The following is a 19439-nucleotide window of genomic DNA, read 5'->3' as shown; positions in this document are numbered from 1 at the left end:
GTTTTGGGATTGTTAAGGGTTCCGAGGCTCAACGTCAATAAAGCAATTGGAATAAAGCAAAAATCTATAATAAACTAAAAATAAAAGGAGTTTTTATATGTTTAGATTTGTTAAATGGATTCCTTATATGCTTATTCTATCTTTCGGTATGTGTTATGCACTTGGGTTTAATGCAGGATTAGAGGTTTCAGTTGCTGTTGGGTCTTTGATAGGTATGACTGTTGATTATGACAAAAAAAGAAAGAAACAAAAACAGGAGATAGTTGATAATAGCTAGAAAGATTTTTGTTTTTAGAAACGAGTTGAAAACGAGTTTCTTCTTGTCTTGATACTATATAGAAATAACTCAAAGGGTAAAATATATCCTTAAAGACTGATATATTAACGTTTTGTCTATTTTTTATGCGTGAAAACAAAATTAGTTTTTACAAAGGTAGGCTATCATGAAGATTAAAACTTTTGCTATTTTTACTCATTATCAATAAAGCAATTGGAATAAAGCAATAAAAGGAGTTGAAGAAGATGAGTAATAATTTAGATAAGGGATTGGTTATATCAACAGTTTTAAACGTTATTCTTTGCATGCTTTTAATATTAACTATGCGAGTAGAAAGTTTAACTGTATCAGTTATATTAGCAATAATCACTGGAGTAAATGTAGTGTATTTAGTTGCTAAGGTTTTAAAACAGAAAAAGACCTGATCTGATTAGACCAAGTATTTTGATAGTGTTATATTAATAAAAAATTAAAAAAAGAAGTCGCTCACCCCAAACCGACCAAAGTTTTTGTGAACGACTTACCCGAATAAAATATAAAGAGTAAGTTTTATTAATTTTTGTATATCTAGATATTAAACGATATTAGTTTATTCTTCAAGATATATATTTGTATATGATTGGGTGAGCGACTTCTTAAATTAAATTAAGGAGTCGATTTTTTATGAGTAAAAATAATCATACAAATCATTCAAATCATTTAGAAAATCACGATTCAGACAATTTTTCTAAAACCGGCTACTCTAATAGCCGGTTAAGTGCACATACTGTGTGCATATCAAAACCAAAAATCAGTTTTGACCGTATGACAATCGTTCATTTAAAAATAGAAATAATGCTCTTATCTATAGATAAGAGCATTATTATGGTTTATATGGATATATGATGTCCTTTTATTAGATATACCACATGTCTGCGTTATCAAACTTAATAAATCACAGTCCAGTAATTTTTTGTTTATTATTTTAACTTAATATAGTTATCAATATAATTAGAGAATACACCATCAACACCAATGTTAAACATTTGCTGCATATCTTTTTCAGTATTCACAGTATAAGGATGTACTTTCAAATTATAATTATGCAATTTCTGTACCATTTGTTCATCTAAATCACTATAATCTGGCCCTACCCCTATAGCATATGATGAAATGAATTTTAGATCTTCAGAGTTAAATGTTGATAACTTATTTTCATCTACTAATTGGACTAATGGGATTTGATTATTCATATTTGCAACTTTTAATAAACTTTCTTGTGAAAATGATTGAATGACAACTTGACCTTTATTTAATTTTTGATCACTTAATAAATTGTGTTTTTCTAAACTATGTAACAGTTTCTCTTCCATTCCTGGATAAACATCTGGTGATTTCGTTTCTATATAATAGTTGGCATTATCGCCATAACGGTCTAGTATTTCTTCTAAAGTAGGGATTTTTGCCCCTTTATATTCTTTTTTGGCATATTTTGGATATTTTTTATTAAACCAACTTCCAACGTCCATTTGTTTTAACTCTTTGGTAGTATAATCTTCAACTCTTCCTTTATGACCTGTAGTACGTTCAACATCTTCATCATGCATTGCAATCAAATTACCATCTTTAGTCATTTGTAAGTCTAATTCAATATAATCCGCATTAAATTCTTTATGAGCTTTATCATAAGCATAAAATGTGTGCTCAGGAGCATAACCACTAGCTCCGCGATGTGCTATTGAAACATTATTATCTAAAATATTTTCATTAACCTTATCTTTTGAAGAAGAAAAACCACTCGCACTGACAATACTAGTATTGAAAGATGTAAAAATCACAAAAATACATAATAAATAAAACATTCTTTTTATATTCATTCTCTTTTCATCTCCTTAAATATTTTCATTTAGCTTAGCAAAATAAAATTGTATTGACAACGCTTACTTATTCACTTAAACTCGATTTGCAATTACTTTTCCTAAATATTATATAAAAATTATAAAAAGGAGGGATTATCATGTTCAATTTCTTAAAGCCAGCTAAACATATAGATCCATTGCCATCAGAAAAAGTTGATGATACATATAAAAAATTGCGACTTCAAGTGTTTTTAGGTATTTTTATAGGTTATGCTGGTTATTATTTATTGAGAAAAAACTTCTCTTTGGCTATGCCTTCATTAATTGAACAAGGTTTTAGTAAAGGAGAGTTAGGTATTGCACTTTCTGCAGTTTCCATTGCTTATGGTTTTAGTAAATTTGTGATGGGGACCGTAAGTGACCGAAGTAATGCTAGAATGTTTTTAACTTTAGGGCTCATATTAACAGCTATTGTTAATTTACTGCTTGGGTTTGTCCCATTCTTTACTTCTAGTATTACTATCATGTTTATTATGCTTTTTTTAAACGGTTGGTTCCAAGGCATGGGGTGGCCACCTTCAGGACGTGTGCTAGTCCATTGGTATAGTGTAAGTGAACGCGGAGGTAAAACTGCAATTTGGAACGTAGCACACAACGTCGGAGGCGGATTAATGGCTCCAATAGCTACTTGGGGAATTTCCATGACTGCTTTATATAACTTTGGATATTTAAAAGGATTTGAAGGCGTTTTTATTTACCCAGCTTTATTAGCAATTATTATTGCAATCATTTCTTATGCTTTAATTAGAGATACACCTCAATCTCAAGGTCTACCTCCTATTGAAAAATATAAGAATGATTATTCTACTTCATCTAAAGAAACGCTTGAAACAGAATTAACTACGAAAGAAATATTATTTAAATATGTACTTAATAATAAATGGGTATGGGCTATTGCTTTTGCAAACATTTTTGTTTATTTCGTACGTTATGGCGTTTTAGATTGGGCTCCAACATACTTGAGTGAAGAAAAACAATTTGATTTAAATGCTTCAGGATGGGCTTATTTCTTATACGAATGGGCTGGAATACCTGGTACTCTACTCTGTGGTTATTTATCAGACAAACTTTTTAAAGGGCGTCGTGGCCCAGCTGGTTTCTTCTTTATGCTAGGTGTAACAATATTTGTCTTAATATACTGGTTAAACCCACCAGGAAATCCATGGTTGGATAATGTTTCTTTAATCGCTATTGGATTCCTAATATACGGTCCCGTAATGTTAATTGGATTACAAGCCTTAGATTATGTGCCTAAAAAAGCTGCAGGTACTGCAGCCGGACTGACTGGACTATTCGGTTATCTGTTTGGCGCAGTTATGGCTAACATTGTATTAGGTTTCGTAATTCAGCAATTCGGATGGGACGTTGGTTTTATTTTACTAACAGTGATTAGTATATTAGCAATGTTAAGTTTCATTTTAACTTGGAACAAACGTGGGCAAGAACAAATTAACTAACATAATTTTGCATTTCTATCCACTATGATGTTATAATGTATTTAACGAAAATAAGTATTCACTTATACACCAATCCCCTCACTACTCGCAATAGTGAGGGGATTTTTGTTGGTGTGGCTTAATGTCACCTATTTTTTATTGCGTTTACTTAGCCAATAAGTAAAATACGCAATGGCACAGCCACTGATGACTGGCGCTATGATGTGAACGAAAATAAGCATCACTTTATACACCTCCTCTCTACGTCAATTGACGCCTGAGAGATAGGCGACTCCATTATTATACCATCTGTATCTTTTGAAGCATATGTACTTCCGATAAGTTGAATTATTTAAAAATCAAACTTATAATCCATTATAAATCACAACTTTACGTACGTTTTTAAGTACGTTATAATATAGAATAAAGAAAGGACGTGACTAATAATGAATATTAAAACACCTACTAATGCGAGAAAAGAATTCTATGAACTACTTAAACAAGTTAATGATAGCCACGAACCCGTTATTATAAGCAGTTCTAAGAGTGAAAATAACGCCGTAATCATAAGTCAGAAAGATTGGGATAGTATTCAAGAAACGTTATATCTTGAAACAACAGGGACTATGGATAAAGTACGAGAGCGTGAAAAAGATAACAGTGGCTACACTAACGTTGATGATTTAAACTGGGATAATCTCTAAATGGATAATTACAGTATTTCTATTAAAAATTCAGCAAAAACTGATTTAAAGAAAATTAAACAATCACAGTTGAAAACACAATTCTTAAAAATTGTAGACACGTTAAAAGAAGATCCTTATTTTCCGAGCCAATCTTTTGAAAAGTTGCAACCTAAACACTTAGGGCGCTATTCAAGAAGAATAAACCATCAACATAGAGTTGTTTACACAGTTGATGAAGATGATAAGAAAGTTTTTATCCTTTCTGCATGGTCACATTATGAATAAAAGCAGCTAATTTTTAGCTATGGATTATATATTAAAATAGCATATTGGGATTTATGTAATACAATGTTACTATTAACTTGTATAGAAAAAGGACAACATACTAATATATGCTACCCTAATGAGCCCGTTAAAAAGACGGTGACTTATAACTTAAATTACTATTAAAATAACCTCAAGTTACTCGTCAAAGTATGCTCTAGATGGTTATTTTTTTGGTCTTTGTTACTAATTAATACTAAACCAATGATTGTCAAAACAATCATAAGCATTTCATAATCAGACATGTTATTCCTTTCCAAGAGTAGAAACCAAAATCATAGGCATCACCCCATTTTCATGAGATTAGCCACCATCTATCCAACTTGCTAAAAATAATTAACCCTACTTAAATTAAGCCATGCAATTTTCACTTTTTGCATACCATATCCATTTGGACAATATACAAATATATTCTATAAAAATTTTACTTACTCTCTTCATTTTCTTTAAGTAACTCATCATATACTTTTTCATGTTTCTTGATTTTAGTAATCGTAGAATTACGTTTGCCATATTTAATTCTTAAATCGCTATATATGTTTAATGTATTAAGTAAAAATATTACAAATGTTACTATGATAGAACTACCTACATAAGCTAAAACATTTCCATCTGATGACTCAAATAAACTTAATATCAAGATTCCATTTAATGCAGCTACACTCAACCAACTTTGCTGGCATAACTTATTATATTTTTTAGTTATACTGTGTAATTTAGGCTTCGTTTGATAAATTTGTTTCGCATGTTCTAAGTCCTTTTTATAATTAAAATCCTTGTCCAGTACCTTTCTACCAATCTTTAAATGAATAGAATTAATAGTATTATTAGCATGCTCATTTTCTTTGCTATACTTAAGACAGTCTTGATGAATAATATCTCCATACTTATCTTTATATCTTTCTTTTATAAAAAATACAAAACAACCTATTATAATAGCTATAGAAAGAATAGATACATAACTTATGAATAATATGTCATAAAAGATTCCTTGATTGACATTGGTAACATATACTAACACTATAAAGGGTAAAACACACCCTATTATTGGGGAACTTATTCTTAAACTTTCTATCCAAATCCTAATGGTATTATCTTCATTATTATCTTTGTTTTCTTTAAGCCATTTCCAAACGTTATAAATAGTAGTTACAATAGCTCCTAACGTTATTATTGCTGTATATATATTGTTCATAATTAGCTTTCTTTTCTTATCGTTTCCAAGAAACGTGTAATTTCATGAACTTAAATCAACCATTTTTCACCTTAATAAGTTTTGTATTGCATTCCTAACTTCTTCTTTTAATTCTTCATCTCTTTTATATCCATTTAAATTAATATATTCACCATCATTGTTTACATACTGTAAAAAACGTTTAAACGTGTCCATATATGTGGCAGCTTCATAATATTGCTCCTCTAAATTCTCCAAGTCTTCTTTTGAAACTTCACCTCTGTCATAATCTGCTTTAAATTGCATTTTAAGATCTTTATTCTCTCTCTCAAGCATGTTAATTCGTTCATCTACAGGATAAACAACCGTAGGTCTAATTCTGTTCCCTAAAGCCGCAAGCCGTGTATAAGCTGTTGGATTTAAATTTCTATCTTCTGCTAACGTTTTTACCTTTTTATATTCTTCTTCAGTTAAATTGATATTGATTGTTTTAGCTTTTCTATGACTTTGATTGGTCATTTTTAACCCCTCCTCAACTAAGTAATCACTCATTTATTCATCTAATGATATGATTAGTAATTACTCAATATTTTTACAAACAATAAACTAAGCAAATACTCATTTATTCCAACAAGTTATTAACTTAGTAATTACTTAGTTTTACTATACCATATTTAACTAAGTAATTACTAATAAATTATAGAATGAAATGTTGCTTAATTTAGAAGGGAAACAAGGAGTCCTTTAGGGAGTCTCTAGGGACTCCAAAGAGTCCCTGTTTCGAAATCCCTTGGGCCCCAAAGGATAGAATAATCGCTATTTTCCAAATAAAATGCCATGTAAAATTTCACTAATCCCTTTGTATCCGTAATTAAATTTGGTTCATAAATACTGTAATGTCAGCATTCAGAACCTTTAAGGATAAGTTTAAAGAACCCCAGCTATGCTGGGTGCCATGGCCATGGCATCGTTCCTCCTTATCCTGTTGTCTGGGACTCCTTTTCGAGACTCCTCTAGTTGAAGTCTTAGGCACATAAATTCATTTTTAATGTTCTAAAAGTTTAAATAACTCCCTTTCTTAAAACGTATATTAGACTTCGATTTTTATCATTACAAATACTAGTGATAAACTTCCAATAAAAATGACCTACTGCACTAATTTATAATACATGTAGATCACTTTTCACTCATATTATTATTTTATAAAATTCGAAGTACTACATGAATCATTTGAGCCCCAATATTTAAACTTAGCAATGAAATGCTACTTGATAATGTCGTAACGTAGTACAACATAATATGTTACGACATTATCAAAAACCAAAACACAATATATTATCTTTTTAGCAAACTTTATTACGCGCCTTATTAAATGCTTTTATTTTGGATTTTAAGGGGGCATTTTAAAGATTAAGGCCCGTTACATATAAGTTTTATACCTAAACACTTACATAAACTCTTAAAACGCAAATATACGCCAGATAAGTATACTTTAATTTCACCAGTAACTTTTAGATCAAAACTGGTACTAATTTTTTAGAAACCGAAGTATCAAACTCAATATTTAATGTATAGATGTCAAAACAAATTCTCTTTTATCTTCTTCCGCATGTTTTTCTTTGTTGTTCATCAAATTGCCCCATAATCGTTTCAATTCTTTCAAAATGGATTTTAAGTCTATACGTTTTCACAAACTATATATTATTTTTACTTAGATTTTGACGCAATATTATAGATATCCATGTCATGAAATCCTTCTTTTTCGCCCTGTTTGATATCATCAATGCGTGAAAATCCACTTACTATAATGACAAAAATAAGCATAACAAATAGTCCTTTAAACCAACTGTTAACTGTCATAGGCGTTTTCCTTTTATGAAAGTACAACCTCAGTAATAATCCTACGATAATGGCCAATAATAGTTCCATTGCTAAACACGCATTTGTGCTTAAATATGCTCTGTTGTTACGTTATTGATTGAAAATATTATGTTGACTCATATTTTGCCTACGCATATGAAGGGCATGTATTTCTTCTAACTCAGCTTTAATTGACTGCATAAGATAGCCTTGCATCGCATCAACGGTTTCATTCTTTTGTAGCAACATCGCTTTAAAACGTTTTAAGACACTGACAAGTTCAAACTCCACGTCTTCTAAACGATAATATGTATCATGGGCGTTATTAAATGACTTTTTGCCTTTGAGTAACACACTTTTAATAATACGTATCTCTCTAATTTTAAATTTACTTAAATAGTCTTTGATTTGTTGTGGCAATTCTTCGAGTACTTGGAATTTAAGTGCATCATTATTAAATTCGGATTGTTGGTGATTTGTATGATCCGAATGATTATGGTTTGTTTGATTGCTATATGTATCATTCATATCATACGTATCATTATTCTCAGTCTTTATATAATCAGTATTACTTAAGTCAGTATCATTAGTGTATTCTTTTGATATGTCATGATGTATCATATTAATATTTCTTGACGTATCATTATCATATTTCTGGACGTATGATAATGATACGTCCGTGTTATTATGCTGTTCTATATCGTTTTCTTGTTGTGAAATATAATATACATCAGCTTCTGTTACTTCTGGTTTTTTAATATATAACTTATTAGGTTTATTCAAACCTACTCTTATTTGATTAAATAAATCAGCTTCTGTTAATTCTTTTTTTATTTTAGATAGCTTATTTGGACTACTAATATTTAAAATAGACTTAAGCTTTTCATTGGTATAAATAAAAAATATATCTCCATTTTCATCTACCCAATTATTTCTTATAGATAAATCTAAACGATCTCTTAGTATTGACCAAGTTATTTTTGCATCATTAGATAGTTTAGTATATTTAGGATTCGTAAAAAAAACTTTAGGTAATTGATAAAATTTCTCTTTTTGGATTTCTTTAATATTAAAGTTGGACATACAAAAAACCTCTTTCATATTTAAATTTCTAAAAGAGGTAATAAAAAAGCTATAAGTAAGTTTATATGTATTCGACTTGCACTAATAATTCTTAGTATATATAATAAGAATATAACAACTATATAAACAAACAAACTACTTGTTTTATTACCGAAGAAACCTGACTATTCCCGTAGTTAGGTTTCTTTTATATATTTATATTAACACTTTTAAAAGTTTTGTTAAATTGTTTATATACATTTGGGTGTATGCACTTTCAAAGAAAGATAAATCTTTGTATAAATATTTTATATGGGTATATCGTATAACACCGTCTAAACTCTTATATAGCAAGTATAAAGGGTGTATAAGTATTATATAGCTGGATTAAAACCTTATACACATAGTTGTATATAGTTATGTGTATAACGAATTATATAACCTTGTAATGACAAGTATAATGGCTGTATAATGGTATAAATGTTATGTATATAACTATATGGAGGCCGTTATATGAAGAGTATGAAGGAAATTGCTGATGAATTAAACGTAACAAAAATGACTGTTTATAATAATGCTAAAAAAGCAAATGTGAAATTTCAAAAAATCGATAACGTAAATTACTTAACCAGTGAAGATGAAATTATAGTAATAAACCGAATAAGAAAAAATCAAAATAAGAATGATGATTTTGAAAGCGAAAAAAAAGAAGAACCTAATAATGATAACCTGGTGAAAGATGAGACAATAAAACAATTATATAACCAGATAGATATATATAAAGAACAATCAAATAGAGATAAAGAGCAAATAAATACACTTAATAGACTTTTAGAGAATCAACAAGTTCTGGCATTAGAGAGTAATAAGAAGATTCAAAAACTAGAAAATCAATTAGAAGAAGAGAGACAACTTAATTATTCCTTTGATACATCTACTAACGATAGACAAAGCGTTGATGAACAAGAAACAACATATACTATGGATTCTGTGAATATGAACCAATATCAAGAAAAAGCTAAAGAAGCAAAAATTCAATATAGTGATATACCTGAAAGTAAAAATGATGAAAGTATACAAGGTGAAGAGGCACAAAAAGAAGATGATCTATCTAAACAAAATGATAATGATAGTGATATAGAATATAAGAGTGAAGAAACACAACCTAAAAAAGGCTTTTGGGGTCGTTTGTTTGGTAGCTAATTATATTATAATAATCGTTTGAAAAGACTATGTTTATGAAAAAGGGCTACAAGTTAAATAACTTGTAGCCCTTTTATTTATATAACCGAAACTTCTGATAATCATCGATTATGTTAATATGAAACTATACAGCCGTTTTAAATTTCCCTTTAGTAACCAAACAAAAAAAGTTATATTATTAGAGACTTTTTATAACTTTTGCAAGAGTATAAAAAATATAATAGCGTTTGTAATTAAATTAGAACCACTAGCATATTCTATAAGTATAGAAAAGTATTTTACGTCGATTAAACACTACTAATTATTAGCTAAATATGTTAATATGTATTAAGCGTTGACTTAACAAAATATTAACATTTTAGCTCCTAGAAATAGGAGCTTTTTTTATAATCAATTCATTAAGTTATAAAATGTATAATTGAATTATTCATCTGAATTATATAATAATTCAATTATATTATTTTGTATTTCTTCTTCATCTTCTTCATCTATAGATATATTATTATAGATTTTTTCATTTGTTTTCAGATAAAAAAGTTGTAATAGAATTGCAAATAAACTTGAAATAAGCAAAATATTAAAAAGTTTTTTCATTGTTTCACTCCTAACATTATCTATTATATAATAGATAATGTTAGGAGTGAATAGGAGCTTTTTTATAAGAAGTAATAGAAATAAACAATTTTAAAGTCGAAAGGGGGAAAGAAAATGATTTATGCAGGTATTTTAGCGGGTGGTATAGGTTCGAGAATGGGGAATGTGCCATTACCTAAACAATTTTTAGAGCTTGATGGTAAACCTATTATTATACATACAATAGAGAAATTTTTATTAACTAAAGAATTTGACGAAATTTTTATTGCTACACCAGAAAAATGGGTTTTACATACAAAAGATATACTAAATAAATTTAATATTGATGATGAGCGCATTAAAGTTATTCAAGGCGGAACAGATAGAAACGAAACTATTATGAACATTATAAAAACTATAGAAAAAAATAAAGTGATAACTGATGAGGATGTTATTGTAACTCACGATGCAGTGCGTCCATTTTTAACGAGACGTATTATTAAAGAAAATATCGATTTCGTTCTTGAAAATAAAGCTGTTGATACAGTTATCCCTGCTACTGATACTATAATAACTTCAAAAAATGGAGAAGATATTGAATCAATCCCTTTAAGAAATGAAATGTATCAAGGCCAAACACCTCAATCTTTTAATATTAATTCATTAAGAACTAATTATAATAACCTATCAGACGACAATAAAAAAATACTGACTGACGCTTGTAAAATAATGGTAGTTTCTAATCAAAGAGTTAAATTAGTAGATGGGGAATTATATAATATAAAAATTACAACACCTTACGATTTAAAGGTGGCTAATTCCATTATAAAAGGTGGGATGATAAATGATTAATCAGATTTATCAATTGGTTGCTCCAAGACAATTTGAAATAACCTATCGTAATGAAAATATTAAAGATAATAAAGTTATCATACGACCTCTATATTTATCAATTTGTGTTGCAGATCAACGCTATTATACTGGTAAAAGAGATGAACAAGTACTGGAAAAAAAACTGCCAATGGCTTTAACACACGAAGGTGTAGGGGAAGTAGTTTATGATTCTAAAGGTAAATATGATATTGGAACAAAAGTAATTATGGTTCCAAATACGCCTATAAAAAAAGATGAAATTATAAAAGAAAATTATTTGCCTAGCAGTAAATTTAGATCCAGTGGTTATGATGGGTTTATGCAGGATTATGTATTCATGAACCATGATAGAATTATCGAAATCCCTGATAATTTAGACTTGAGTGTTTTATCATATTCAGAACTAGTAAGCGTTAGTTGGCATGCTATACAACGTTTTAAACAAAAATCAATTTCAAAAACGGATTCATTTGGCATATGGGGCGATGGTAATTTAGGATATATAACAGCTATTTTAATACGCAAGCTTTACCCGAAATCAAAAATTTATGTTTTCGGTAAGACTGATTATAAACTCAGCCATTTTTCTTTTGTTGATGAAGTTATTTATATTAATCAAGTGTCAGAAGATTTGCAAATTGATCACGCATTTGAATGTGTAGGGGGCAAGGGTAGTCAATTAGCTATTGATCAAATGATTAATTTGATTTCTCCAGAAGGAAGTATCGCATTATTAGGAGTGAGTGAGTACCCTGTTGAAATCAATACAAGACTAATATTAGAAAAAGGGCTGACTATGATTGGAAGTAGTAGAAGTGGTGCTAAAGATTTTCAAGATATTGCCAATTTGTATAAAGAAAACCCAGATATTGTAGAAAAGTTATCTTTGCTTAAAGGAGAAGAAGTAGAAGTTAGAACGCTTAACGATGCTATTAAAGCATTCGAATTAGATTTATCTACATCATGGGGAAAAACAGTGATTAAGTGGACTATGTAAGTAATTAAGAAAGAAGAGTGTAGAATTTGGATAATAAAAAATTAATAATAGATAATATTTATTGGGAAAGAATTCAACTTTTTATTGAAGGCCATGTTGAGAATATAGAGTTGAACAATAAAAGTCTAACATTAAGAAATTTAACTGAAACAAAGGAAGTACAAGCAAATAATGTAGAACTCAATGGCAATTATTTCAAAGCCCGTTTTAATATAGCTATATTGGATAACGGAAATTATTTACCTTCAGGACAATATCTTCTAATATATAAGGAGAAATTTGAGTATATAGCTCACATTAACAACAATTTAACAGATTTAGTTAATTATGAACTAGATGAAGAGCATTTAAATAAATATTTAGAGCTCGAAACGTCAAATGATAAAAAGAATTATTTACTTAGTTATTTTAAATATACTTTTAAAAAAGGAGGAAATTCTAAAAAAACTATTTATACAGTTTTCCCAAAAATTTCTAAAGAAGTGAACGAATTTGTTTTGCAAATTACTTTCAATAAACCTAAACCCAAGCCGAATAAATTAAAAGAGAAAATAAAAAAAATTAAAAATAAATATAACAGAAGAATGTTCAAAATCCGAAAGTTATTATTCAAGTCTATTTTTAATATCACTAAATTTTTCCATTTACGAAAAGGGAATACGGTGTTATTTACTTCAGATTCTAGAGAAGAAATGTCAGGGAACTTTGAGTTCGTATATAAGGAAATGCTACGTCAAAATTTGGAAGAAAAATACAAAATACACCAAATATTTAAACCAAATATTTCTGCTAGAAGAAACTTTATCGATAAATTTAGATTTCCTTATTTATTAGGAAAAGCTGATTATATTTTTGTCGATGATTTTCATCCATTACTTTACACTGTGAAATTTAGAAAGAGCCAAGAAATTATTCAATTATGGCATGCTGTAGGAGCATTTAAGACAGTTGGTTTTAGTAGAACGGGTAAGAAAGGCGGGCCATTTTTTGATTCAGTGAACCATAGAAGTTATACAAAAGCTTTTGTATCATCAGAAAATGATGTCCCATTTTATGGAGAAGCCTTTGGGATTAAAGAGCAAAATATTATACCCACAGGAGTACCTAGAACAGATATTTTATTTGACGAAGAATACGAAAAAGAAATTACTAAAAAAATGGAAGAATATCTCCCGATTATTAAAGGGAAAAAAGTGATTTTATTTGCGCCTACCTTCAGAGGTAACGGACATCGTAGTGCACATTATCCTTTCTTTAAAATAGATTTCACCCGTTTAACTCATTATTGTAAAGAAAATAATGCTGTTGTATTGTTTAAAATGCATCCATTCGTAAAAAACAAATTAAATATTCCAGAGCAATATAAAAGTTATTTTGTAGATATATCTGATTTTCGAGAAGTTAACGATATTTTATTTATTACAGATATTTTAATAAGTGATTACTCATCTTTAGTATATGAATTTGCAGTATTTAAACGTCCTATGCTCTTTTACGCTTTTGATTTAGAAGATTACATAACTTCTCGAGATTTTTACGAACCTTATCAAAATTTTGTCCCAGGCAAAATTGTAGAAACGTTTAGTGATCTAATCGAATCACTTTATAATAATGACTTTGAAGAAGAAAAAATTCCTGAATTTTTAGATAAGCATTTTAAATATACAGATGGCAAGTCAAGCGAAAGAGTTGTTCGCCGCATTTTTGGTGCTTAATCTAATTAAGTAATATATATAAATCAATCCCAATAAATACCTAATTAACAAAGACTGCGCTGAAATAACTAGTCTTATACTTATTTTAATAAATACTATTAAGTCTATTATAAACAAGAACTTTTAAGTACATATTATTATAATAGATACAATGAAGATTGGAGAAATATTAATGAAAAGAATCTTAATAAGATCCGGTATAGCTCCTAACGAAATACGTAAACCAGAAGAAATGATTTTAAACAATCTAATTGGTGGTAACGTTGGGAACTTAATATATGCGTATAGTATATATAGAAATTTAATGACAGAAGACGTTGAAATAATACCTGATAAATATAAAATTGATCCAAATCAAGCTGATTATATTAATGAAAATTATGATGCTTATATAATCCCTTTAGCAGATGCTTTTAGGGATACATTTATTAAACATTTAAAAAAATATACTGAATTATTTAAAAACCTAAAAATACCCGTTGTTATTGTAGGAGTTGGTATTAAAGCTCCAATTGGAAAAAATGTGAATGAAGGTTTTCCTTTTGATAAAGAAGTAAAAGAATTTATTGCAGCAGTTCTAGAAAAATCGAATATTGTGGGAGTTAGAGGGCAAACAACAGCGGATTACCTAAGTTATCTAGGATTTAAAGAAGGTAAAGACCATATGGTAATAGGGTGTCCCTCCATGTACACTTTTGGACGCAATTTAAAAATAAGAGATTTACATTTTAATGAGAATTCAATTATATCTTTGAATTCTTCTAAGCTAACTCCAGAAAAAGGTTTGAAATTTATTTCTCAAATTGCTGAAGACTATGAGAATTACTATTTCATACCTCAGTGGATGAGTGAATTTAAAATGGTTTATTTGGGAAATGAAAGATTAGGAGAGAACACTTTATATTACCCTAATACAATATCTTATAAATTTTATAGAGAAGGTAAAGTTAGATACCCATTAAATGCTCACATGTGGATTAATTTTTTAAAAAATGTTGATTTGTCAGTTGGTGCAAGATTACATGGAAATATAACAGCCACTCTCTCAGGAACACCTAGTTTGTTATTAGCTAAAGATGCTCGGATGAGTGAATTGGCAGATTACCATAATTTAACACAATTGAAAATAGACGAAATAGATGAAAATACAAAACTTCAAGATGTAATTCCAAAATTAGATTTTAAATCTCCAGAGAAAGTTCATGAAAGAAATTTTGATCGCTTTATTTATTTTTTAAATAAAAATAACTTAGACCACATATATAATTATAAATATGAAGAAGTGCCATTTGACAAGGTAATGAAAAATGCTAAATTACCTAATATGTTGGAACCTATCAATAATCTGACACCTCCTCAAATATCAGAACGGTTTATTAATTATGAAAAACTAAAGGAAAAGAAAAATGAAATTGCTAAAAAGAATACTGAAAAAAAATTAAAAAAATTAACAAACAATAACCGTAAGAAGCAAAAAGAAATTAACTATCTTAAAAAGACATTAAACCGTAAGTCAGTAAAAATGAGTATAAAACTCACTGATGTTTTAAGAAGAATAAAAAAATAGGAGGGATATTATGATTAAAGTATCGTTTGTTGTAACTGTCTACAATAGAGAAAACGTTATTATACGATGTTTAGAAAGTCTTAAAAATCAAACTATGAATCCTAAATATTTTGAAATTATAATAGTTGACGACTGTTCTAATGATCAATCTTTAAAAAATATCAAGAAGTTTTTTAAAGATAATCAATGGTTAAATCATAAAATCATAAAATTAAATAAAAATACAGGTAATGCAAGTATTCCAAGAAATTTTGGAATTAATAACTCTCAAGGTGAATATATTTTATTTATAGATTCAGATGATTATATTTCAAAAAATACAGCTTTTAACAGTTATGAATTTGCCAAAAACAATGACAGTGATTTAGTTTGTTTAAAAATGAAAGCTGTAGGAGAAGGTAGAAACGTGCCTACAGCAGCATATAAAAATGGTAATATTAAACAAGCAGACATTGTTGAAAACAGTATTATTTATACAATGTCTGCACAAAAATTATTTAAGACATCTATAATTAAAGAACAGTGTTTGCAATTCTCACCTAAAATAGATAAAGGTGAAGATATGTTGTTTATGATGGAATTTATAATGAATAGTAACAACATTTCTATTTTAGCAGACGATGATTACTATATGTTATTTACAGATACAAATGACAAAAAACACTTATACGCTAAAAGAACGAGTCCAAAAAAATACTTTAGTGTTTGCGGTGAAATTTTCAAAGCGATTTATGAAGGTAATAAAAATATTTCTTTAGAAACAAAACATCAAATCGCTGGAAAGTACTGTACTCGTATCTTTAGGCATGGAGAAAATAACAATTTTGCTTCAAATAACGATATAGATATAATTAAAAAGAGAGAGTGGCTATACTATTTTTCGCATTGCTTAAACTTCTACCTACCTAAAGAAGCAGACAAGTATGTTACTTCGATTTTTAATGCGCGTTTAGAAGCTGTAAGAAATAATAATTTATCATCACTTATCTTATTAGAAAATAACTAATAACCTTCGTTTTTGATACAAAACCTCTTAACTTAATATTAAGAGGTTTTTCTTGGATATCGAAGTCTAAAAACTTGTGTTATAATCAATGTATCATAAATACCAAAAAATATGAGTTTTCAGACGATGAGAGCCGCGTTTATTTGCATCGAGAACTAGATTTCATTAGTAAGTACTCATAAAACGATTAAAAGAGGTGGTATTCAAATGGCTAAAATTGGTTATGCACGTGTATCAACGCAAGATCAAAGTCTTGATGGACAGATTGATACACTTGAGGAATATGGTTGTGAACGTATCTTTAGCGAGAAAGCGAGTGGTCGCAAAACGAAACGAACGGAACTTGATAAATGCTTAGATTATTTACGTGAAGGCGATATTTTAGTTATCTATAAACTAGATCGTCTTGGCCGAACAACCAAGCAATTAATTGAGTTATCTCAATGGTTAGATGATAATAGTATTGATTTACATATTATAGATATGAACGTATCAACCAAAGATGCGATGGGCAAGATGTTCTTTACTATGATGAGTGCATTTGCCGAACTCGAAGCTAACTTATTAAGTGAACGTACGAAAAAAGGATTAGAAGCAGCAAGAGCTAGAGGGAGAAAAGGTGGAAGACCATCATTACCAGATCATAAAAAAAGAGAGATTAAATTCTTATATGATGAGCAAAAACTTACTGGCGAAGATATTGCTAAACAAACAGGAGTGAGTCGTTCTACTGTATATAGAATAATAAAAATGAAGTAGTAAAAACAAATAATCACAGGAAGAAAACTAATGAAAGGAGAATCTCTAATTTGAAGATTCTCCTTTCATTAGTTTTTATAACCTATATTATAATTTAACGAGAATTTTTGCTTGTGATTTATCGTTTACAAGTTGTTCAAATCCTGACTCTACAATATCATTTAACTCAATTTCATCAGTAACGACATCTTTTACTTTTAAATTACCTTCGTTAATTAAGTCTATTGTTTGTTGAAATGTAGTAGGTGTATAAGCAATCGTCGAAGTAAGTTTTACACCTGTATTCGTTAATTGCATTGGATTCCATTCAATAGGATGGCCGAATATAGAAACTATAACAACAATACCTCTTGCTTTAGTAACATCTATTGCAGATTTAAGTGTTGGCGCTACACCAGCTACCTCAAATGCTACATCAACGCCATTATCAGTGTATTTACTAATAATATCACTTGGGTTTGATTCACCAGAATTTATCGTATGAGTAGCACCTACTGATTTAGCTTTATTAAGTCGCTCTTCCGATAAATCGAAAACAAATATTTTGCTAGCACCAGCTGCTTTGGCTGCTATAGTTGTTAATAAACCGATTGGCCCTGCACCAAAAATAGCAACAGTATCGCCAAATAGAACTTCTCCTTCTTTAATTGCTTGAACTGCAACAGCCGTCGGTTCTACAAGGGCGCCTTCTTTATCAGAAACATTATCTGGTAATTTATAAACATTCTCTTCTGGGGCGTTTGTAAATTCTGCAAATCCACCATCAGAACCTAAGCCTATAAAAGAATAACCATCATAAAGATCAATATTTTCTTCTTTTTCACGATTTGAAACTGTAGGATTAATGACAACACGATCGCCTTTATTAAATTTTGTAACCTTAGAACCAATATCATCTACTACACCTGCAAATTCGTGGCCTAATGTAACGGGCGCTTTTTGGCCAAGGAACGGGTCAGGTTTGTCTGTTGAAATAAATATAGGGCCTTCTAAGTATTCATGTAAATCTGTACCACAAATGCCAGCCCAAGACACTTTAACTTTAACCTCATTATCTTGTAACTCTTTAGATTTTCGATCTTCAACTCGTACATCCTTTTGACCATACCAAACTGCTGCTTTCATTGATAAAACCTCCTTGTTTTAGTTAATTTAATAGTATGCCTTTTAAAAGTTACTTTCAAATAAACTAACCTTTTAATATAGTGTTTCTAAATTATTATATGATTAGAGTGTACTCGAACAACACACAAAATAACTTAATCAGCGAAGAGTTGAACGAGCTCAAGAGACAAAACAAGCTCATCGTAAATTATCTGGCAGAAATGCAGGAGAATCAGAAAACGAGAGAGAAAGAACAAGAAGCAATAACATCGAAATTGAAAGAGATGGCGGAGGTCTTTCGCTCTAGTGGTATTCAAGCACATAATGATTTTGTTGATGTAGCACAAGAAAAGTTAGGTAAAGTGAATACTGAAGATGTTCAGGCAGCATTGCGACAAGATATAAATAAAGTCCGAGAAGAAAACGAAGAAATGTTGCGTAAAGTGAGAGAATCACATGAACACTATCAAAAAAGACAAAAACAATTATTTACAGGTATTGGGGCTATGTTGTTAGTTTTTATGCTATTTGCTTTAATTATGACTATTGGTAGTGACTTTATGAGTTTCTTACATGTAGATACATTGCAGAATGCCATAGCAAGCAAAATAAGAGCGTCTGAAGGCTTTATGACATTCGTTTGGTATATTGCCTTATGGTTTGCCTTATATACTTGCTATAGGACTCTTTATTGGTTTGTATGAATGGATTAGAGCAAGGTTTCATGACTAAATAGTATTTCTGATAAAGTTTGTTAAAAAAGGAGACTTTTTATGGCAGTTTGGATTTCGCTTATAGGTATGTGGTTTTGTATTGGAATGGCATTTCTTGTTATCAAAGTGAGTAAAAATAAAAAGTAGAGTACGCATTTATGCCGAGAAAATTTATTGATGTTGAGAAGAACCCTTAACTAAACTTGAAGACG

The 19439-nt window shown here is 29.4% G+C and carries 22 protein-coding genes and 3 pseudogenes; 16 read left to right on the top strand and 9 right to left on the bottom strand.

Annotated features, from left to right (window positions below; translation table 11 throughout):
• The first annotated feature begins 97 nt into the window (after positions 1-97).
• From L987_RS05440 to L987_RS05430, 3 genes and pseudogenes are all read left to right on the top strand, one after another.
• Positions 98-277 carry a hypothetical protein gene (locus L987_RS05440; protein WP_047503385.1) on the top strand — a complete coding sequence of 60 codons (180 nt, stop codon included), beginning with the start codon at positions 98-100 and terminating at the stop codon, positions 275-277.
• 245 nt (positions 278-522) lie between these two features.
• Complete coding sequence (locus L987_RS05435) at positions 523-702, top strand: hypothetical protein (protein WP_047503384.1); 180 nt, start codon at positions 523-525, stop codon at positions 700-702.
• A gap of 238 nt (positions 703-940) precedes the next feature.
• Positions 941-1093, top strand: a pseudogene (locus L987_RS05430) (replication initiation factor domain-containing protein); the annotation flags it as partial.
• Positions 1094-1236: 143 nt separating this feature from the next.
• Here the strand turns inward: L987_RS05430 and L987_RS05425 are convergent.
• Positions 1237-2133, bottom strand: a complete 897-nt coding sequence (locus L987_RS05425) for a glycerophosphodiester phosphodiesterase (RefSeq protein WP_081979842.1) — start codon at positions 2131-2133, stop codon at positions 1237-1239.
• A 140-nt stretch (positions 2134-2273) separates the two neighbouring features.
• Between L987_RS05425 and glpT the strand changes: the two genes are divergently transcribed.
• Positions 2274-3632, top strand: a complete 1359-nt coding sequence (gene glpT / locus L987_RS05420; protein WP_047503381.1) for a glycerol-3-phosphate transporter — start codon at positions 2274-2276, stop codon at positions 3630-3632.
• Positions 3633-3760: 128 nt separating this feature from the next.
• On the opposite strand, the gene L987_RS13695 is transcribed toward glpT, so the two are convergent.
• Entirely contained in the window at positions 3761-3856 is a 96-nt protein-coding gene (locus L987_RS13695; protein WP_107386017.1) for a type I toxin-antitoxin system Fst family toxin, read from the bottom strand.
• A gap of 201 nt (positions 3857-4057) precedes the next feature.
• Here L987_RS13695 and L987_RS05415 point away from each other — a divergent pair, with 201 nt between their 5' ends.
• From L987_RS05415 to L987_RS14100, 3 genes and pseudogenes are all read left to right on the top strand, one after another.
• Positions 4058-4315: a type II toxin-antitoxin system Phd/YefM family antitoxin gene (locus tag L987_RS05415; protein ID WP_047503379.1), complete on the top strand. Its 258-nt coding sequence runs from the start codon at positions 4058-4060 to the stop codon at positions 4313-4315.
• Complete coding sequence (locus L987_RS05410) at positions 4316-4582, top strand: Txe/YoeB family addiction module toxin (protein WP_047503377.1); 267 nt, start codon at positions 4316-4318, stop codon at positions 4580-4582.
• An 81-nt stretch (positions 4583-4663) separates the two neighbouring features.
• Positions 4664-4747 (top strand): annotated as a pseudogene (locus tag L987_RS14100) (hypothetical protein); the annotation flags it as partial.
• Here L987_RS14100 and L987_RS14385 read toward each other — a convergent pair.
• From L987_RS14385 to L987_RS05390, 5 genes are all read right to left on the bottom strand, one after another.
• Positions 4744-4866, bottom strand: coding sequence for a hypothetical protein (locus tag L987_RS14385; protein ID WP_443027614.1), 123 nt, complete (start codon positions 4864-4866; stop codon positions 4744-4746). The pseudogene L987_RS14100 and the gene L987_RS14385 sit on opposite strands and share 4 nt — an antisense overlap.
• A 179-nt stretch (positions 4867-5045) precedes the next feature.
• A complete protein-coding gene (locus L987_RS05405) occupies positions 5046-5816 on the bottom strand; it encodes a hypothetical protein (RefSeq protein WP_047503375.1) in 771 nt (256 codons plus the stop codon).
• 66 nt (positions 5817-5882) lie between these two features.
• Positions 5883-6314, bottom strand: a complete 432-nt coding sequence (locus tag L987_RS05400) for a plasmid mobilization protein (RefSeq protein WP_047503373.1) — start codon at positions 6312-6314, stop codon at positions 5883-5885.
• Positions 6315-7502: 1188 nt separating this feature from the next.
• Entirely contained in the window at positions 7503-7724 is a 222-nt protein-coding gene (locus tag L987_RS05395) for a hypothetical protein (protein WP_047503370.1), read from the bottom strand.
• A 42-nt stretch (positions 7725-7766) separates the two neighbouring features.
• Entirely contained in the window at positions 7767-8738 is a 972-nt protein-coding gene (locus tag L987_RS05390; RefSeq protein ID WP_047503368.1) for a replication initiator protein A, read from the bottom strand.
• 492 nt (positions 8739-9230) lie between these two features.
• Between L987_RS05390 and L987_RS05385 the strand changes: the two genes are divergently transcribed.
• Positions 9231-9920: a DUF536 domain-containing protein gene (locus L987_RS05385; RefSeq protein WP_047503364.1), complete on the top strand. Its 690-nt coding sequence runs from the start codon at positions 9231-9233 to the stop codon at positions 9918-9920.
• 423 nt (positions 9921-10343) lie between these two features.
• Here L987_RS05385 and L987_RS13690 read toward each other — a convergent pair whose 3' ends face one another.
• Positions 10344-10514, bottom strand: a complete 171-nt coding sequence (locus L987_RS13690; RefSeq protein WP_156105205.1) for a hypothetical protein — start codon at positions 10512-10514, stop codon at positions 10344-10346.
• 114 nt (positions 10515-10628) lie between these two features.
• On the opposite strand from L987_RS13690, the gene L987_RS05380 reads away from it, so the two are divergent.
• The 6 genes from L987_RS05380 (at position 10629) to L987_RS05355 (ending at position 17410) form a co-directional block, all read left to right on the top strand.
• On the top strand, positions 10629-11345 hold the full coding sequence (locus L987_RS05380; protein ID WP_047503363.1) for a D-ribitol-5-phosphate cytidylyltransferase: 717 nt from the start codon (positions 10629-10631) through the stop codon (positions 11343-11345).
• Positions 11338-12363, top strand: a complete 1026-nt coding sequence (locus tag L987_RS05375) for a ribitol-5-phosphate dehydrogenase (protein WP_047503362.1) — start codon at positions 11338-11340, stop codon at positions 12361-12363. The genes L987_RS05380 and L987_RS05375 overlap by 8 nt, the downstream gene beginning before the upstream one ends.
• A gap of 26 nt (positions 12364-12389) precedes the next feature.
• Positions 12390-14078 carry a teichoic acid ribitol-phosphate polymerase TarL gene (tarL, locus tag L987_RS05370; protein WP_047503361.1) on the top strand — a complete coding sequence of 563 codons (1689 nt, stop codon included), beginning with the start codon at positions 12390-12392 and terminating at the stop codon, positions 14076-14078.
• Positions 14079-14250: 172 nt separating this feature from the next.
• Positions 14251-15645 (top strand): polysaccharide pyruvyl transferase family protein, encoded by a 1395-nt coding sequence (locus L987_RS05365; RefSeq protein WP_047503360.1) that lies wholly within the window; start codon positions 14251-14253, stop codon positions 15643-15645.
• 10 nt (positions 15646-15655) lie between these two features.
• Positions 15656-16651, top strand: coding sequence for a glycosyltransferase family 2 protein (locus tag L987_RS05360; protein WP_047503359.1), 996 nt, complete (start codon positions 15656-15658; stop codon positions 16649-16651).
• A gap of 207 nt (positions 16652-16858) precedes the next feature.
• Positions 16859-17410, top strand: a complete 552-nt coding sequence (locus L987_RS05355; RefSeq protein ID WP_046208376.1) for a recombinase family protein — start codon at positions 16859-16861, stop codon at positions 17408-17410.
• Between the two features lie 87 nt (positions 17411-17497).
• On the opposite strand, the gene L987_RS05350 is transcribed toward L987_RS05355, so the two are convergent.
• Complete coding sequence (locus L987_RS05350; RefSeq protein WP_002508690.1) at positions 17498-18535, bottom strand: 2,3-butanediol dehydrogenase; 1038 nt, start codon at positions 18533-18535, stop codon at positions 17498-17500.
• A gap of 98 nt (positions 18536-18633) precedes the next feature.
• Between L987_RS05350 and L987_RS05345 the strand changes: the two genes are divergently transcribed.
• The gene (locus L987_RS05345) at positions 18634-19218 is read left to right on the top strand and encodes a DUF334 domain-containing protein (protein ID WP_231558574.1); all 585 of its coding nucleotides are present in this window, start codon (positions 18634-18636) and stop codon (positions 19216-19218) included.
• A pseudogene (locus tag L987_RS14345) lies at positions 19202-19246 on the top strand (hypothetical protein); the annotation flags it as partial. The gene L987_RS05345 and the pseudogene L987_RS14345, both read left to right, overlap by 17 nt.
• Between the last annotated feature and the right edge of the window lie 193 nt (positions 19247-19439).

This window comes from Staphylococcus sp. ZWU0021 (assembly GCF_000798895.1).
GTDB lineage: Bacteria > Bacillota > Bacilli > Staphylococcales > Staphylococcaceae > Staphylococcus > Staphylococcus saprophyticus.
The sequence above is the reverse complement of the archived record's forward strand: the minus strand, read 5'-3'. Positions and strand labels throughout refer to the sequence as shown.

What these genes read in the sequence shown, in the direction of transcription:
- L987_RS14385 (WP_443027614.1), bottom strand. Translation starts at nt 4,866, where the DNA reads ATGTCTGATTATGAAATGCTTATGATTGTTTTGACAATCATTGGTTTA.
- L987_RS05350 (WP_002508690.1), bottom strand. Translation starts at nt 18,535, where the DNA reads ATGAAAGCAGCAGTTTGGTATGGTCAAAAGGATGTACGAGTTGAAGAT.
- L987_RS05345 (WP_231558574.1), top strand. Translation starts at nt 18,634, where the DNA reads ATGATTAGAGTGTACTCGAACAACACACAAAATAACTTAATCAGCGAA.
- L987_RS05375 (WP_047503362.1), top strand. Translation starts at nt 11,338, where the DNA reads ATGATTAATCAGATTTATCAATTGGTTGCTCCAAGACAATTTGAAATA.
- L987_RS05390 (WP_047503368.1), bottom strand. Translation starts at nt 8,738, where the DNA reads ATGTCCAACTTTAATATTAAAGAAATCCAAAAAGAGAAATTTTATCAA.
- L987_RS05435 (WP_047503384.1), top strand. Translation starts at nt 523, where the DNA reads ATGAGTAATAATTTAGATAAGGGATTGGTTATATCAACAGTTTTAAAC.
- L987_RS05355 (WP_046208376.1), top strand. Translation starts at nt 16,859, where the DNA reads ATGGCTAAAATTGGTTATGCACGTGTATCAACGCAAGATCAAAGTCTT.
- L987_RS05365 (WP_047503360.1), top strand. Translation starts at nt 14,251, where the DNA reads ATGAAAAGAATCTTAATAAGATCCGGTATAGCTCCTAACGAAATACGT.
- L987_RS05425 (WP_081979842.1), bottom strand. Translation starts at nt 2,133, where the DNA reads ATGAATATAAAAAGAATGTTTTATTTATTATGTATTTTTGTGATTTTT.
- L987_RS05395 (WP_047503370.1), bottom strand. Translation starts at nt 7,724, where the DNA reads ATGGAACTATTATTGGCCATTATCGTAGGATTATTACTGAGGTTGTAC.
- L987_RS05415 (WP_047503379.1), top strand. Translation starts at nt 4,058, where the DNA reads ATGAATATTAAAACACCTACTAATGCGAGAAAAGAATTCTATGAACTA.
- L987_RS05440 (WP_047503385.1), top strand. Translation starts at nt 98, where the DNA reads ATGTTTAGATTTGTTAAATGGATTCCTTATATGCTTATTCTATCTTTC.
- glpT (WP_047503381.1), top strand. Translation starts at nt 2,274, where the DNA reads ATGTTCAATTTCTTAAAGCCAGCTAAACATATAGATCCATTGCCATCA.
- L987_RS05360 (WP_047503359.1), top strand. Translation starts at nt 15,656, where the DNA reads ATGATTAAAGTATCGTTTGTTGTAACTGTCTACAATAGAGAAAACGTT.
- L987_RS05400 (WP_047503373.1), bottom strand. Translation starts at nt 6,314, where the DNA reads ATGACCAATCAAAGTCATAGAAAAGCTAAAACAATCAATATCAATTTA.
- L987_RS05410 (WP_047503377.1), top strand. Translation starts at nt 4,316, where the DNA reads ATGGATAATTACAGTATTTCTATTAAAAATTCAGCAAAAACTGATTTA.
- L987_RS05405 (WP_047503375.1), bottom strand. Translation starts at nt 5,816, where the DNA reads ATGAACAATATATATACAGCAATAATAACGTTAGGAGCTATTGTAACT.
- L987_RS13690 (WP_156105205.1), bottom strand. Translation starts at nt 10,514, where the DNA reads ATGAAAAAACTTTTTAATATTTTGCTTATTTCAAGTTTATTTGCAATT.
- L987_RS05380 (WP_047503363.1), top strand. Translation starts at nt 10,629, where the DNA reads ATGATTTATGCAGGTATTTTAGCGGGTGGTATAGGTTCGAGAATGGGG.
- L987_RS05385 (WP_047503364.1), top strand. Translation starts at nt 9,231, where the DNA reads ATGAAGAGTATGAAGGAAATTGCTGATGAATTAAACGTAACAAAAATG.